The organism is Paenochrobactrum gallinarii, from assembly GCF_014205685.1.
Lineage (GTDB): Bacteria > Pseudomonadota > Alphaproteobacteria > Rhizobiales > Rhizobiaceae > Paenochrobactrum > Paenochrobactrum gallinarii.
The window spans coordinates 1-13,309 of record NZ_JACIIU010000031.1 but is presented as its reverse complement, the minus strand read 5'-3'; the positions used below and the strand labels follow the sequence as shown (position 1 = coordinate 13,309).

Below are 13,309 nucleotides of genomic sequence, written 5' to 3'. Positions count from 1 at the left end.
GAACTTTCCATCCCTGCCGATAATGGCGCGATAGTGCCAGATGCAAGTGCCTTACGCCGCCATCCATAAAGCTGAGAGGGATCCAAACCTTCAGAGCGTGCAATAGCAGAAACATTAGCGCCTGGCTGCAAGGACGCAGCCACGATCCGGGTCTTCTCGTCATCCGGCCAGTCACGTGGCTTGCGCCGCGTTCGTACCGGTTCTGCAGTCAAAATATCAAATGTTCGGCTCTGATTCATACTGTCCCTCATAGGATTCCCACATGATTCATGCAGAAAATCGCTCATCAGACCGAAAAAAGATACGTGGGCTCGCCTAACCGCTTACCATTATGCTAGAACCCGCGGCCTTAAAATTATTGCTATTACCGATAGTGAAGTAGCCCCGATAAAAGAAGTTGCAGACATAGTACTATTCTGCCCAACCGATAGTTTAAGCTTCTTTCATACAATGACACCGGCATTTGCATTAACCGAAGTTCTTGCCAGCATGCTGGCTGGAAAACCAGAGTTACAATCCCATGAAGCACTTAAACGTACTGAAGAACGCTTAAAATACCTCTTAACTTACACAAAATAAAGCAATCTGACGCAAATTTTCATTGATACTAAACTAATACAAGCCTCAGTGCCAATCTGGCTCTATCCAACCAGCCATCCGTGTGCATGATTACATACCAAATGCTGACTCTCTGGTAATGGTCATCGTAACCATACCATTTAACTTGAAGAGTCCTACTCATGGCAAAAAGGCAATTTTGCCATGAGTTTATTGTAGAGATAAAAGAAGTAGCGAAAATTTGTATTTAACGTGTGCCGATTTTCAAACCGAAAACACGCGGTATGGCTGCCGCAGCACGCATAGTCAAAGGAGCCTTCACACCATTTTCATCCGCCTCTTCACAAGTAATAATTGCTTTACGTACCAAGCGTCCGCCAATGGTGCGGAACGGTTCGGGCGGAAGTCTTGGCACTGATCGGGTGCAAAATGGCAGGTTTGTCCATTCATCTTTCATATCTAGTACGAGTGAAGCCAAACACTGACCGCCAATATAGGTCGGATTCACGCCATGACCTGAATAGCCGCAGCCATAGTGGATTCTCGTTCCTGGGCGGGTGCGGAAAAAAGGTAGCCGATCTGCAGAAATCTCAATCCCGCCACCCCAAACCTTTGCAATACCGGTATTATTAAGCATGGGCAACAACCGCCGCAAGCCTCTGGCAGCGCGTTGCGCAGTGCCAATATCATTTGTCAGTTCAGGTGCTGTTGAGCTGCCATTAAAACTGATTGGTCCGGAGCCGGATCCCATCAGCATGCGGCCATCCGTGGTTTTACGGAAGTAATGAACAAACATCCGCAGATCGGCAATCCCTTGGTCACCTATCCATCCCATTTGCTGCAATTTGTCGGGTGCCTGCTCTGTCATCAGGGCATAGCTGGAGAAAACCGTTAAATGCGGTTTCATATCGGGTTCGTTCGCCAGAGCAGTGTTGGTTGCCAAAACAATATCGCGTGCGAGGATTTCACCTTGCGGGGTCCGAAGACGATTTGGTGTATCCTCATCGAGCCCTAGCATTGGTGTATTTTCATAAATAGTAACACCGAGTTCAATCACGGCTTTACGCAGTGCACGCGCTAACCGTGCAGGCTGAACATTCGCACCTTCCGGTAAGTACATGCCGCTTAGAAAAGCTGGTGAGGAACAATAATCTGCTACCATTTGCGGTGTCAGCGCCTGTGCCGTATCACCGACCCCCAGCGCTTGTGCTACTTCCACATGAGGTTGAATTTTTTCTTCCTGAAGCTTTGTCGTGGCAACACGAACATTACCGGCCTCGCGCCACCAGACATCACGCCCCGGAGCGGTTGCAAAAGCGCGGATACCATCCTGCGCCTTTGTCCCCGCACGTGCAACGGCAAGGGCTGCATCGCTGCCAATTGTTTGCACCATTCCGGGTAGACTTGCCCAGTATCCGTGGACTTTGCCCCCGTTTTTACCGCTTGCACCCGATCCGCAAATAGATGCTTCAATCAAGCCGATTTTTAAATCGGGTGCCCGTTCTTTAAGCGCAATTGCGGTCCAAAGACCGGTAAAGCCCCCACCTACAATTGCCACATCAAATTCAGCTTTACCAATCAGTGGTGCAGCAGCGGATATATTCCCTTCTGCCTTTAGTGCTTCATCCAGCCACCAAGACTGTTCAGATGGGATTATTCGATCATTTTGCATCGATCTTATCTCCGCGTGATTAACTACCACTCATTGGAAAGTAAAAAAATCAGACGAGTGCCTGAACCTGAATTTCAACCAGAATATCATCTGCTGCGAGACGGGATTCTACGGTTGCACGGGCCGGTGTAGCATCGCGGTCAACCCATGTTTCCCATGCACCGTTCATGACACTAAAATCACCAACATCTTTAAGCCAGATATTCGCATTGACGATTTTGGTTTTATCGGTTCCGGCCATCGCCAGATAAGCATCGATTTGTGCGAGAATATCAGTCGTCTGCTCGGCGACATCACCGCTGCGGTCTTTTGCTGTCAAACCGGACATAAATGCAAAACCATTCGCAACCAAAACTTTACTCAAACGACCGGTGTTTTCATGGCGTGTAATCATAGAAGCAAATACCTTTATGCTGTGTTTTTGTGAATGTTCAAATCTTAAAGATGAGAATCATGAATGCCGATTATCCAAATAATCCGCGTTGTATCCGTGCCCGGATTTTCGATGTCATGACTAAGACTGCTGGAAAACTGAAAGCTGTCGCCTGATGCCAGCTCGGCTGTTTCAGCGCCCACTGTCAGCAAGGCAGTGCCCTCCAGGACGTAACCGCCCTTATTGCCAGGCCCGCTCAATACATCTTCACTACGTGCACCAGGCGGTAAAGTAAGGATCATAAACCGCATATTATAATTGGATTGGGGAGACAGTAATTCCTTAGAAAAACCGTTTGTACCAACTGCAATTTTGGGACGACTATCCGCACGGCGCACAAAGGAAGGATCGGCAATAAGCCGTGACTGGGTCATATCTGTAAATTCCCAGATATTAACACCAAGTGCCTCGCGTAGCTTTTCAATCGTCTTCATAGAAGGATTTGAATTACCACGTTCTATCTGACTGATTAATCCGGACGAAATTCCAGCGGCATCAGCCAGATCCGAAATTGTCATATTGCGTTCGGCACGCAATGCCCTCAAGCGCTGACCAATTTTTTCTGATCGCTCCTGCTGCGCTGCGCCACTAACTTTCTGCTTTGAATCAATCATTGCCTTCACATCAAATTCAATAAATTGAAGATATATAGATCACAGAAAAATGAAATTGCAACTCATTTATCATTGTGATTTTATAATTCGCGTTGAAGATATCTTTTGGATTCAGAAAATAGTTATAAATATCAATATGATAAATAGATCTAATTTTAAGTTTTGTGTTATTGTAGCCCAGATACGAGATTCAAATCATAATAATTGAGCTTGACATAAATTATATTATAGTGAAATTTTCATATTAATAATATAACTCAGCCAAGCGCTTTTATCGAGGGGAGTCATTATGAAACTGAGCAGTCATAACAAAAGCATTAATCTCAACAATATTCATCGTCGCCATTTTTTAGGGCTAGGAATAGCAGGGCTTGCGTCTAGTGTATGGGGTTTACCTGCCTTTGCACAAGCAGCCTCGGATGAAGGTACTCCTCCTTCCCAGCCGACTGGTGTCGTCATTGTTGGCCTGTCACAAGAGCCTGTATCCTTTCACCCTTTAATGCCCGGTGTCGAGGTTGACGAAGTCGTCTGGACCAATGTCTTCAATACATTATGGGTCGCCCAGCCGGACGGAACATTAATGCCAGATCTGGCGCTTGAAGTGCCATCAATTGAGAATGGTGGTATCGCTGAGGATGGTTTACTCTGGACCGTCCGTTTGCGGGACGATGTCAAATGGCATGATGGTGAGCCGTTTACAGCTGAAGATGTTAAATTTTCTCTGGAATTGATCAATGCTGACGGCTTTCGTTCGCGTACGCGCGTTGGCCATGATCTGATCACCGAAGTAACAGTTAAAGGCCCTCATGAAATTTCATGGCGTATGTCAAGAGCATTTTCGCCTTATCTGGCTTTGATGGCCAATACGCAAATTGTCCCTAAACATTTGTTAGATGGTGCTGAAGATCCGAATGTAACAGCGTTTAACAATGCTCCTGTCGGCACTGGTCCTTTTAAATGGGAAAGCAGAACTCCGGGTGACAACATCACCCTGTCAGCAAATGAAAATTATCATGGTGACGGCCCTTATATGGCAACGGCTGTTCTCAAATATGTACCGGACATGACTGCGCTCTATGCCCAGTTCCGTACTGGTCAGGTTGATACAGTCATTATTTCAGGCATTCCTCAAAACTTCTATGAGGAAGCCAAGAACCTGACCAATCAAACTGTCTTTATTTCACCAAGCGGCAATATCGAATGCGTGATGCCGAATATGGAACATCCTGCCATGCAGGAAAAAGCCGTGCGACAAGCGCTTTATTACGGCATGGATAAGCAAGCTATTGTCGATGCTCTTTACTACGGGGTACCAGAAGGCACTGAGTCTTTTATGCCTCGTGAATCCTGGGCCTACAATCCTGATTTGCCCTCACAAAGCTATGATCCCGATCAGGCGAATAAGCTGCTTGATGAAGCAGGCTGGGTGCTTGGCGCCAACAATATTCGCAGCAAAGACGGTGTTCCGCTCGAATTCACGATCTCAACGACAACAGGGCATGAAATTCGCGAACAGGTTCAGCAGTTGCTCATGCAGGATTGGGAAAAAATTGGTGTTTCGCTTAAAATTTCCAATATGCCTGCCGCAGTTATCTGGGGTGATTTCTATGTGCGCTCGCAATTTGAATCCCTGCTAGTCGGCACAGCATTCCGTACAGGTATGGATCCGGATCCCGCACCCCGTTTTGCCAGCGATGCTATCCCTGTCAAAGGCGGGAGCGGCGGTAATTATATGCAATGGCAAAATGCAGAGGCTGACAAGCTGATGCGAGACGCACAAGCCAGCTTCAATGCTGATGAACGAAAATCACTTTACTATCGTCTTCAGGAAATTACGCGTGAAGAATTACCAATCCTGCCAATCTTTCAATACGCACCTATTGAAGGGATTAAAAATGGTCTGAAAGGCTTCCGCCCTAATATTAATGCACGTCAAAATGCATGGAATATGGGGCAGTGGTATTGGCAAGCATAAATTCAGTTAATTAAACAAGAAGCGGGTTTCCGACGTGAGCACATTTGTTCTTCAACGTTTAGCACAGGCGGTTGTATTGCTGATCATCGTGTCGATAATCGGTTTTACGATCTTGCATATGGCGCCAGGGGGCCCGCTTTCTCAGTTTGCAGCTGATGGCAGCATGACCCAGGCAGACCTTGATCGGCTTGCTGATCAGTTAGGCTTAAACCGCCCTATGCCAGTTCAATATTTTGAATGGTTTTATCGTATGCTCCAAGGCGACTGGGGCGTGTCATATCGCGATAAGCAGCCGGTATTAAATGTTATATTCTCACATCTTGGCGCAACATTCGAGTTGATGTTCTCCTCCACTTTCCTTGCTATCATCATAGGCATATGGATTGGAACAATCGGAGCTATCCGCCGCTATTCTGTCTTTGACAGCCTCACGACTATCGGCACGATGATTGCACTTTCCATCCCGACATTCTGGTTTGGCTTGGTTATTATTTATGTTTTCTCTGTCGATCTTGGTTGGCTGCCGGCCGGCAATCGCTATACGATCGGCGATGGCTCGTTCCTTAATCGCCTCCATCACCTCATCGGTCCGACCATTGTCTTGGCACTGGTTTCCACCGCAATCTGGAGCCGTTATATGCGTTCCTCCATGCTCGATGTGATTAATCAGGACTATATTCGTACCGCCCGAGCTAAAGGCGTCAGCGAGCGCAACATTTTGCTTCACCATGCAATGCGCAATGCACTTTTACCGATGATCACTATTGCCGGCATACAAATTCCTAGCCTTCTATCTGGTGCGCTTGTTACGGAAACTGTTTTCGCATGGCCTGGAATGGGGCGACTGTTTCTTGATTCAATCAGCTATCGCGACTACCCGGTTGTCATGGGTATTTTGATGTTTGCAGCCGTTCTCGTCATCCTAGGCAGTCTGCTCGCGGATGTATTTTACAGTGTCGCTGATCCGCGTATTTCGAGGTAGCATCATGACCATCATTGATACGATCACACCATCACGCCGCGGCCTGTGGCAAAGCCCTTTCATCAAACGTTTTTTGCAACATCGTTTGGCTGCGTTCGGTTTCGCCACCATTCTCTTTATGGCATTGGCATGCGCATTAGGCCCACTATTGCTGCCTTACTCGGATACGTTTATTGATATTAAGCAGCGCTTTTCGGCTCCATTCAGTGGCGCTCATATATTAGGTACAGATCAAATGGGTCGGGATATACTCGCTCGACTTTTGATGGCTGGCCGTATTTCACTCTCAATCGGTTTTGCCGCCATGCTAGTGAGTATGGTTATAGGTATCTGTGTGGGTCTGATTGCCGGTTTTTATGGTGGGGTGATCGGTGCTGTTTTAATGCGCATAGTCGATGCCATGCTGTGCTTTCCGTCAATCTTCCTGCTGCTTGCCATCTCGGCAATGATATCGCCCTCTATTCCTTCCATTATTCTGCTTATTGCATTTACTTCTTGGATGGAAGTCGCCCGCGTTGTGGAAGCGCAAACCCGCTCATTACGCAACCGCGATTATGTGATGGCCGCGCATTCTTACGGTGCATTGAACAAGCGTATTATGCTGAGGGAAATCTTGCCGAATGCCATTGCGCCTATTGTGGTTGCTGCCACTTTGAACGTCGCCCATGCCATTTTGGCTGAAAGCTATATCAGCTTTCTCGGATTTGGTATTCAGCCGCCGACACCGAGCTGGGGCAATATGCTGAATAGTGCACAAAGCTACCTCACCAGTGCGCCTTGGCTAGCAATTATTCCTGGTCTCGCCATAACACTCGCTGTCACCTCTTTTAATTTCCTCGGAGATGGTTTGCGTGATGCACTTGATCCGAAAATAAACACTTAATGAGAAGGGCAGCAATCCGATGAATACAATAAAAAATACTGCCCCGGTTCTTTCTGTTAAAGATTTAACGGTCAAGTTTCGCAGTGGCAAAGGGTGGACCCAAGTCGTTCATGACGTAGCTTTTGATGTCAACATAGGTGAAACTGTTGCATTGGTTGGAGAATCCGGTTCTGGAAAAAGCGTCTCCGCTATGACCATTATGGGACTTTTCCCAAACACCCAATCCATCAGCACTGGCTTGATCAATTTTAATGGTCATGATCTAAATGCATTGTCAGCAGAAGAGAGACGTGCATTTCGTGGTCGTGACATGGCAATGATTTTTCAAGAGCCAATGACTTCGTTGAACCCTGTGCATACGATTGGTGCACAGATCAGTGAAGCATTATTGCTGCATTGCGACATGAACTGGCAAGAAGCCCGTACTGAAACGCTTCGTCTGTTAGATCGCGTTCGTATACCCGATGCAAACCGCCGTTTTGAAGAATATCCGCATACATTATCCGGTGGTATGCGCCAGCGTATTATGATTGCGATGGCATTGGCCAGTCGTCCGAAACTGCTCATCGCTGATGAACCTACAACGGCGCTCGATGTAACAATTCAAGCACAGATTTTATCCCTCATCAAAGAATTGCAAGATGAAGACGATATGTCCGTGCTCTTTATTACACATGATATGGGCGTAGTTGCAGAAATTTCTGATAAAACAGTTGTAATGCATCATGGGCGTGTCGTTGAGGAAAATGACACGGAGCAGATTTTTTCTGCTCCGCAAAAGCCCTATACACAAGCGCTCCTGTCAGCGGTTCCAAGACTGGGCTCTATGGCACAGGCAGTCTTGCCAAAGCGATTTCCGATTATCAACCACGTAACAGGTGAAACAAAAGCACCTCGAGAGACACGCAATACTATATCAGCGGAACCGCAGCCATTATTGGATGTCCAAGGACTTACAACGCGCTTTAATCTCTCAGGTGGTTTCTTTAACCGTACAGTCGGACGCGTTCATGCTGTTGAAAATGTTTCATTTCAACTCAAAGCAGGCGAGACGCTTGCCTTGGTCGGTGAATCCGGTTGCGGCAAGTCAACAACCGGCCGTTCGATTTTGCGCCTTGTTGAGCCGATGAAAGGCGAGATCAAATTCAATGGTACGGATATTTTAAGTCTTGATCAGCAAAGCATGCGCGCAAAGCGTCAGCAGATGCAGATGATTTTTCAAGACCCTGCATCCAGCCTTAACCCAAAACGTAATGTTGGCGCATCAATCATTGAGCCGCTTCTGGCTAACAATCTTGCGAGCTATGAAAAAGCGTGGCAAAAAGCTGAGGATTTATTGGAGAGGGTAGGACTTCAAGCCTCTATGTTCGAACGTTATCCGCATGAGTTTTCAGGTGGTCAAAGACAACGCATTTGTATCGCACGAGCGCTGGCTTTAAACCCGCAAATGATTGTTGCTGATGAAGCCGTTTCTGCCCTTGATGTTTCCGTAAAAGCACAAGTTATCAACTTAATGCTCGATTTACAGGATGAAATGAACATTGCATATTTGTTCATTTCGCATGATATGGCAGTTGTGGAGCGCGTCAGTCACCGAGTTGCTGTCATGTATCTTGGTGAAATTGTAGAAATTGGGCCGCGTTCCGCAATCTTCAATAATCCGCAACATCCATATACAAAAATGCTTTTAGAAGCTGTTCCAGTGCCGGATCCGGAAAGACGTCAACTGCGCTCTCCTCTCTTAACAAAAGAACTGATGAGCCCAATTCGTTCAAAGAGCTATGAGCCGCCGATGCGCAATTTTATAACGGCTGCTGAAGATCATTATTATATGGAGTGGGTTTAAAAAATGACACATACAGGTGTATATTAAGGAATTACGTTGCTCGAATGGCAGCATTATTTTTATTGTATTGGGCGAGATCTTGGTATTATTCAACTCGTCAGTAAATAGAGCATCAGTAATTATCGTTAATCGTAGCGAAGGAAAACCGGGAGTTTACACTGGCTACCCCCGTGATAGCTCTAATGCTGTTGTTGGTCATGAAGGTGTATGCCGCACTTGCACAAAGTAAAAGCAAAGACAGTAATAGATATTAAACGCATTCGTGAATTTTTTTCTTATATGCTCTTTAATATAGCTTTCTCCTGCGCGGAAAAAGAGGTCAACGAGCGGATTACGTTCATTCCCAAGTGCGAAAATAACTTCTTCAGAGCTTGTTACGATCTCATCGATGGCTAATCTACGAACAGCATCTGCACGGTGCGTTCCGTGTCGCCACATAAAGCCACCCCCCACTCCTAAGCTCACTGCCTCATAAACCGCATCACGTGTATCTGCGATTAAACGTGGTTCAGGTGTCAGGTTAACGCAACTGAAGGCGCGGTCAATAATTTTTTGCGTCGAGGATCCACGGGAGCGAAAAATCAGAGGCTCTTGAACCAATGACATCAGAGAGACACTGTCATGTTTCGCGAGGGGGGCTCTGAAACGATAGCAACAACTTCCTGGTGGATGATGGTTTGTCGACGAAAACGCACATCCTGTTGCATATCCGGCAAAATCGCTACGTCCACTTGACGCTTTAGGACGGCACTCAGAATTTCCTGATGGGAGCCGCTTTCCACGGTCACCGTGACTTTCGGGTGCATTTTAATGACATGATGGAAATTGCGATACTCGGCATCGCATTCCCTAAACCAACACTCAGGTGGAATTTTCCACTTACATTGCGTCTCGAGATAAGCCTCTCCACATCCATTTCGGCTTCATGCATGCGCTCGGCAGCTTCTGCAAGGTCCATGCATAGTGGAGTTGGCAGAAGGCGACCCCATTCTTTTTCAAAGAGTTTTATACCAGTTTAGCTTCAAAGCCATGGATTTGCTGGGCAATTGCAGCATGTGTCATGTTCAGTTCTCGTGCCGCAGCAGCGTAAGAACCGGCATTAATCACAGCTCTGATCGCACGCAAGCATGCCTGACCTGGTGTTTTGCCGCCATTGATAGTCATCCTTCATTTCCTGATAGGTTAACTACCAACTGTAACACCAGTGTTACATTCACCTGCCATTCCGTTGGTCATACAGAAAAACGATAACAGCATCTCATGTCTCTGCTTTTAAGCCCTCTGCAAGCTGCCCAATCATCAAACGCCCATAGCGCTGGAACGGATATTTTTGGCTTTATGCAGTCAGAATATGCTGGTTGTGCTGCCATTTTTTCTGACCTCGATGGCTGTCTGATTTCGAGTGACACGGTCTTGCCAGGAGTAACGCAGCTGGTTTCAGAAGCTGGTGACCGCCTATGGATTGTTTCGAATAACTCGACAGATACATCCCGATCATTGGCAGCGAGATTGAAAGGATTAGGCCTTGCGATTGCACATGAGCATATTTTGCTAGCAGATGAAGTCACAATACGAAAAATTGCCAAACAAATTCCAGGCATTCGCATTACTTTATATGCTTCCGAACTCTTGACTGAATTAGCTGTTGAACTTGGGCTAAAGCCATGTCGCGGTGAGAAATCTGATATTCCGCAGTTAGCTTTATTGACCCGTGATCCTGCATTTTTCAATGCGTGATCTGGAGCGTCTGATGCGATTGGTGGATCGCAAGGTGCATATTATATTGGCAAATCCTGATCCCATCCATCCGGCTGCGGATGGCACGCCTGTGTCAGAGACGGGGGGCAATTTTTGCTGCATTACAGGCTGGTTTTCCGGATGTCGCATATGAAACCTATGGCAAGCCATCCCCTTATCTTATCATGGAAGGGCTGGAACGTTCAGCTGTGCTGGCAAAGGATGCCGTTTTCATCGGTGATACGCCAGCAACAGACGGACAAGCAGCATTGGCTGCGAGTGTACCGTTTGTGCTGATCCGGCGTCCGGTCAGAGCCGTAGTAGCCATGAATGGAAGGCAGGGCCAATGATTGTCTCAGCGCTTTCTCGTCTGCTACGGTTATTGTCTGACATCAGCGCCTATGGGACAAATTTGAGCATTTGATTAAGGTAGGATTTCTGGTTCATTTTATCCATTGGGAGATTGAGATGACACAGAAGCCCGGAACCTCAAAAGCCGCAGCTGATAAGTTGATCAAAAACATTCGTCGTAAGACCCGGCAAAACTATTCTGCGGAGGAGAATATCCGTATTGTTTTGGCCGGACTACGCGGAGAAGAAAGCATTTCCGTGCTGTGCCGCCGCGAAGGTATAGCCGAAAGCCTTTATTACAGTTGGTCGAAAGAGTTCCTCGAGGCTGGAAAACGGCGATTATCCGGTGACACTGCCCGCCAAGCGACCTCGCCGGAAGTGAAGGATCTGCGCGCTGAAGCCTTGGCTTTAAAAGAATGCGTTGCTGATCTTACGCTCGAAAACCGTCTGCTTAAAAAAAGCATGACCGGAACTGGGGTGTCCGGAGAATGAGGTATTGCGCATCTGAGAAGCTCGAGATCATCCGCACTGTTGAGGATTCACATCTACCCACCAAACAAACCCTTGATATGCTATGTATTCCACGCACTACTTTTTACCGTTGGTATGACCGATATCTTGAAGGTGGACTAGAAGCGCTGTCCGATCATTCTCCTCGACCAGGGTTGACTTGGAACCGTATCCCAGAACATAGACGCAATGATTTGATTGAGTTTGCTCTGGAGCATGAAGCTTTATCGACGCGGGAACTGGCAGTCAAATATACAGATGAGAAGCGGTATTTTATATCTGAATCATCAGCTTACCGCATATTGAAAGCGGCAGACCTGATAACGGCACCAGATTACGTGGTGATAAAGGCAGCCAAGGAATTCCACGATAAAACCACAGCTATTAATCAGATATGGCAGACAGATTTCACCTACTTCAAGATCATCGGCTGGGGTTGGTATTATCTCAGCACAGTCCTGGATGATTACAGCCGCTACATCATCGCGTGGAAGCTCTGCACAAATATGCGTGCCGATGACGTCACGGATACGACCTAAAGCTAGCCTTGTCAGCGTCAGGCTGTGATCAGGCTGTTGTTCGCAACAAGCCGCGCTTACTCAGTGATAATGGCTCTTGTTACATCTCTGGTGATTTAGCTGAATGGCTGGACAAACAAAAAATGTCGCATATCCGCGGCGCTCCCTGCCATCCTCAAACCCAAGGCAAAATCGAACGCTGGCACCAGACCATGAAAAATCGCGTTCTTTTAGAAAACTATTACCTGCCCGAAGATCTCGAGCACCAAATCGCAGCCTTTGTGGAATATTACAACAATCAGCGCTACCACGAAAGTTTAAGTAATCTCACACCTGCTGACGTTTACTTTGGGCGCGATAAAACAATTCTGAGAGAAAGGCAGAAAATCAAAAATCTGACTATACAACAACGCCGCTTGCAACATCAAAAACAAGCAGCATAATCGAAATCTTTAAAGATAGTGGTGTCAGCGGAACGCGGCTAAGAACCCGCCCCGGCATTCAAGCGCTGCTAAAGCGCATAGAGCGTAACGATATCGACATTGTACTGTGCTTCAGTGTGGATCGCATCTCGCGTGATATGGAACACAGTGCTGGTATCCTCAAAACCTTACGCTTCCATGATATTGATTTGTGGACTGTCACAGGTGCAGCGCCCATTAAAGACATGGAAGTGGGCATCCGTTCTCTTCTCAGTCACGAGCAAATTGAAGATGGTCGGATCAAAACCCGCGAAGGCATGAAGCATACCATCCGCAAAGGTAAAGCGGCGGGCGGTCTGGCTTATAGTTACCGCGTCAAACTGGAATATGTCAGTAAAGGCGAACATATCCGAGGCCTTCGGGAGAAGGAGCCCCAAGAGGCTGAGATCGTCAGATGGATTTTTGAGCAATCAGCCCCTCCCCTGATGGTAAAAGCGCTGAACTGGAACTACATGGCCGCATAACCTCAATCTTAGCTTCGATGGCTGCATGGGAAGAATTTTCAAAACCCCATCACCAAAAAGCGACAGCAGAGTTCGCAAGGTTTTTAAAAGCTGACCATTTTAAATCACAGAGGAAAAGATTAATTTCAAGAAACGCTTCGATGCGCATTTGTCTACGCAATATATTCGATGGAAGCGATTACAAGTTTCTTTGGTTGCGGGGGCAGGATTTGAACCTGCGGCCTTCAGGTTATGAGCCTGACGAGCTACCGGGCTGCTCCACCCCGCGATAAACTATGTACGAG

At 47.0% G+C, this 13,309-nt stretch carries 12 protein-coding genes, 1 tRNA gene and 2 pseudogenes; 8 read left to right on the top strand and 7 right to left on the bottom strand.

What is annotated here, in order from left to right; all coding sequences use genetic code 11:
* The 4 genes from FHS77_RS14715 to FHS77_RS14700 all read right to left on the bottom strand — a co-directional run.
* Positions 1-239 (bottom strand): transposase (locus FHS77_RS14715; protein WP_246431361.1); only part of this gene is annotated, 239 nt, incomplete at its 3' end.
* A gap of 566 nt (positions 240-805) precedes the next feature.
* Positions 806-2,230, bottom strand: coding sequence for an NAD(P)/FAD-dependent oxidoreductase (locus tag FHS77_RS14710; protein WP_184224689.1), 1,425 nt, complete (start codon positions 2,228-2,230; stop codon positions 806-808).
* 49 nt (positions 2,231-2,279) lie between these two features.
* A complete protein-coding gene (locus tag FHS77_RS14705; RefSeq protein WP_184224688.1) occupies positions 2,280-2,624 on the bottom strand; it encodes a RidA family protein in 345 nt (114 codons plus the stop codon).
* Positions 2,625-2,668: 44 nt separating this feature from the next.
* The gene (locus FHS77_RS14700; RefSeq protein WP_184224687.1) at positions 2,669-3,277 is read right to left on the bottom strand and encodes a helix-turn-helix domain-containing protein; all 609 of its coding nucleotides are present in this window, start codon (positions 3,275-3,277) and stop codon (positions 2,669-2,671) included.
* Positions 3,278-3,566: 289 nt separating this feature from the next.
* Here FHS77_RS14700 and FHS77_RS14695 point away from each other — a divergent pair, with 289 nt between their 5' ends.
* Genes FHS77_RS14695 through FHS77_RS14680 form a run of 4 tightly spaced genes read left to right on the top strand, consistent with a single transcriptional unit; the run spans position 3,567 to position 8,963 of the window.
* Entirely contained in the window at positions 3,567-5,252 is a 1,686-nt protein-coding gene (locus FHS77_RS14695; RefSeq protein WP_184224686.1) for a peptide ABC transporter substrate-binding protein, read from the top strand.
* 34 nt (positions 5,253-5,286) lie between these two features.
* Positions 5,287-6,234, top strand: a complete 948-nt coding sequence (locus FHS77_RS14690; protein ID WP_184224684.1) for an ABC transporter permease subunit — start codon at positions 5,287-5,289, stop codon at positions 6,232-6,234.
* Positions 6,235-6,238: 4 nt separating this feature from the next.
* Positions 6,239-7,117, top strand: a complete 879-nt coding sequence (locus FHS77_RS14685) for an ABC transporter permease (protein WP_184224682.1) — start codon at positions 6,239-6,241, stop codon at positions 7,115-7,117.
* 19 nt (positions 7,118-7,136) lie between these two features.
* Entirely contained in the window at positions 7,137-8,963 is a 1,827-nt protein-coding gene (locus FHS77_RS14680; protein WP_184224680.1) for an ABC transporter ATP-binding protein, read from the top strand.
* Positions 8,964-9,158: 195 nt separating this feature from the next.
* Here FHS77_RS14680 and FHS77_RS14675 read toward each other — a convergent pair.
* Both FHS77_RS14675 and FHS77_RS14670 read right to left on the bottom strand, forming a co-directional pair.
* Positions 9,159-9,593 (bottom strand): annotated as a pseudogene (locus tag FHS77_RS14675) (LysR family transcriptional regulator substrate-binding protein); the annotation flags it as partial.
* Positions 9,594-9,968: 375 nt separating this feature from the next.
* Positions 9,969-10,127, bottom strand: a complete 159-nt coding sequence (locus FHS77_RS14670) for a helix-turn-helix domain-containing protein (protein ID WP_184224677.1) — start codon at positions 10,125-10,127, stop codon at positions 9,969-9,971.
* Positions 10,128-10,223: 96 nt separating this feature from the next.
* Here FHS77_RS14670 and FHS77_RS14665 point away from each other — a divergent pair, with 96 nt between their 5' ends.
* From FHS77_RS14665 to FHS77_RS14650, 4 genes and pseudogenes are all read left to right on the top strand, one after another.
* A complete protein-coding gene (locus tag FHS77_RS14665; RefSeq protein WP_184224676.1) occupies positions 10,224-10,700 on the top strand; it encodes an HAD family hydrolase in 477 nt (158 codons plus the stop codon).
* A gap of 80 nt (positions 10,701-10,780) precedes the next feature.
* Positions 10,781-11,050: an HAD hydrolase-like protein gene (locus tag FHS77_RS14660; protein WP_184224675.1), complete on the top strand. Its 270-nt coding sequence runs from the start codon at positions 10,781-10,783 to the stop codon at positions 11,048-11,050.
* A gap of 118 nt (positions 11,051-11,168) precedes the next feature.
* Positions 11,169-12,522 (top strand): annotated as a pseudogene (locus tag FHS77_RS14655) (IS3 family transposase).
* Positions 12,519-13,025 carry a recombinase family protein gene (locus FHS77_RS14650; RefSeq protein ID WP_184224691.1) on the top strand — a complete coding sequence of 169 codons (507 nt, stop codon included), beginning with the start codon at positions 12,519-12,521 and terminating at the stop codon, positions 13,023-13,025. Before FHS77_RS14655 ends, FHS77_RS14650 begins: the two are co-directional and overlap by 4 nt.
* 191 nt (positions 13,026-13,216) lie before the next feature.
* On the opposite strand, the gene FHS77_RS14645 is transcribed toward FHS77_RS14650, so the two are convergent.
* Positions 13,217-13,293 (bottom strand) — tRNA-Met (locus tag FHS77_RS14645).
* Positions 13,294-13,309: the final 16 nt, after the last annotated feature.

What these genes read in the sequence shown, in the direction of transcription:
- FHS77_RS14710 (WP_184224689.1), bottom strand. Translation starts at nt 2,230, where the DNA reads ATGCAAAATGATCGAATAATCCCATCTGAACAGTCTTGGTGGCTGGAT.
- FHS77_RS14705 (WP_184224688.1), bottom strand. Translation starts at nt 2,624, where the DNA reads ATGATTACACGCCATGAAAACACCGGTCGTTTGAGTAAAGTTTTGGTT.
- FHS77_RS14700 (WP_184224687.1), bottom strand. Translation starts at nt 3,277, where the DNA reads ATGATTGATTCAAAGCAGAAAGTTAGTGGCGCAGCGCAGCAGGAGCGA.
- FHS77_RS14695 (WP_184224686.1), top strand. Translation starts at nt 3,567, where the DNA reads ATGAAACTGAGCAGTCATAACAAAAGCATTAATCTCAACAATATTCAT.
- FHS77_RS14685 (WP_184224682.1), top strand. Translation starts at nt 6,239, where the DNA reads ATGACCATCATTGATACGATCACACCATCACGCCGCGGCCTGTGGCAA.
- FHS77_RS14680 (WP_184224680.1), top strand. Translation starts at nt 7,137, where the DNA reads ATGAATACAATAAAAAATACTGCCCCGGTTCTTTCTGTTAAAGATTTA.
- FHS77_RS14670 (WP_184224677.1), bottom strand. Translation starts at nt 10,127, where the DNA reads ATGACTATCAATGGCGGCAAAACACCAGGTCAGGCATGCTTGCGTGCG.
- FHS77_RS14665 (WP_184224676.1), top strand. Translation starts at nt 10,224, where the DNA reads ATGTCTCTGCTTTTAAGCCCTCTGCAAGCTGCCCAATCATCAAACGCC.
- FHS77_RS14660 (WP_184224675.1), top strand. Translation starts at nt 10,781, where the DNA reads ATGGCACGCCTGTGTCAGAGACGGGGGGCAATTTTTGCTGCATTACAG.